The following is a 965-nucleotide window of genomic DNA, read 5'->3' as shown; positions in this document are numbered from 1 at the left end:
TGGAGCATGTCCACTTTGACCGGGTTGCACGAGGCGATGAGTCGCCTCGATGCGGCGTGGGCGGGTGTCGACGATTCGGGGGATCTGTCCCGGTCCGAGCTGGTCGCGGTGGGGGCGGCGGTCGGGGTGCTGCAGCGGCGGTTGGATGCGGTGCATGTCGAGGTCGCCGCGCGGATCGCGCATGAGTCGCGGCCGGAGCTCGGGGCGGAGAGCCTGGCGAAGCAGCAGGGGTTCCGCACTCCGGCGACGTTGATCGCCGCGACCACGGGACGCTCGACGGGCGACGCGGCCCGTCTGGTGAAGGTGGGGGAGGCGACGGCGCCGCGCGCGGACCTTCTGGGGGCGCCGCTTCCGGCGAGGTATCCGTTGGTGCGGGACGCGCTCGGCTCGGGGGTGCTCGGTGCGCCGGCCGCGGCGATGATCATCACGGTCCTGGATCGGTGCCGGGTGACGGCGGGGCAGGGCCGCATCTCCGAGGGGGAGCGGGTGCTGGTCGAGAAGGCGCAGGGGCTCGCGTTGGATGATGTGCGAAAGCTCGTGGTGCGGGCAGAAGCGTGGTTGGACCCCGACGGGGTGGAACCGAAAGAAGAGGAGCGGCGGGGGAAGCGGGTGTTGACCCTGTTCGAGCGGGACGGGATGGTGCACCTGAACGCGGTGCTCGACGCCGAGACCGCCGCCCCTGTGGTGACCGCGATCCGCGGGTTCGTGACCGCCGCGTTCGCCGCCCGCATCGATGCCCCCGACGCGGAGGCTCCGGATGCGGATCGGCGCACGGTCCCGATGATCCAGGCCGACGCGCTCGCGGTGTTCTGCGCGCACGTCGTCGGCTGCCAGACGCGGGTCCCGGTCGCCGGGGCCACGGTGATCGTCCGGATGAACCTCTCGGACCTGGAATCGGGGGCGGGATCGGCGGCCATCGACGGTCTCGACCAGCCGGTCAGTGTCGGGGCGGCGAGGCGGATGGC

1 protein-coding gene is annotated in these 965 nt (G+C 72.4%); it reads left to right on the top strand.

Going from position 1 to position 965, the window contains the following annotated elements:
• Positions 1–36: 36 nt before the first annotated feature.
• A partial coding sequence (locus OC372_RS19300) for a 13E12 repeat family protein (protein ID WP_262003896.1) occupies positions 37–965 on the top strand: 929 nt, incomplete at its 3' end.

This window comes from Microbacterium sp. Mcb102, from assembly GCF_024519805.1.
GTDB lineage: Bacteria > Actinomycetota > Actinomycetes > Actinomycetales > Microbacteriaceae > Microbacterium.
This window is presented reverse-complemented; position numbering and strand designations above follow the sequence as displayed.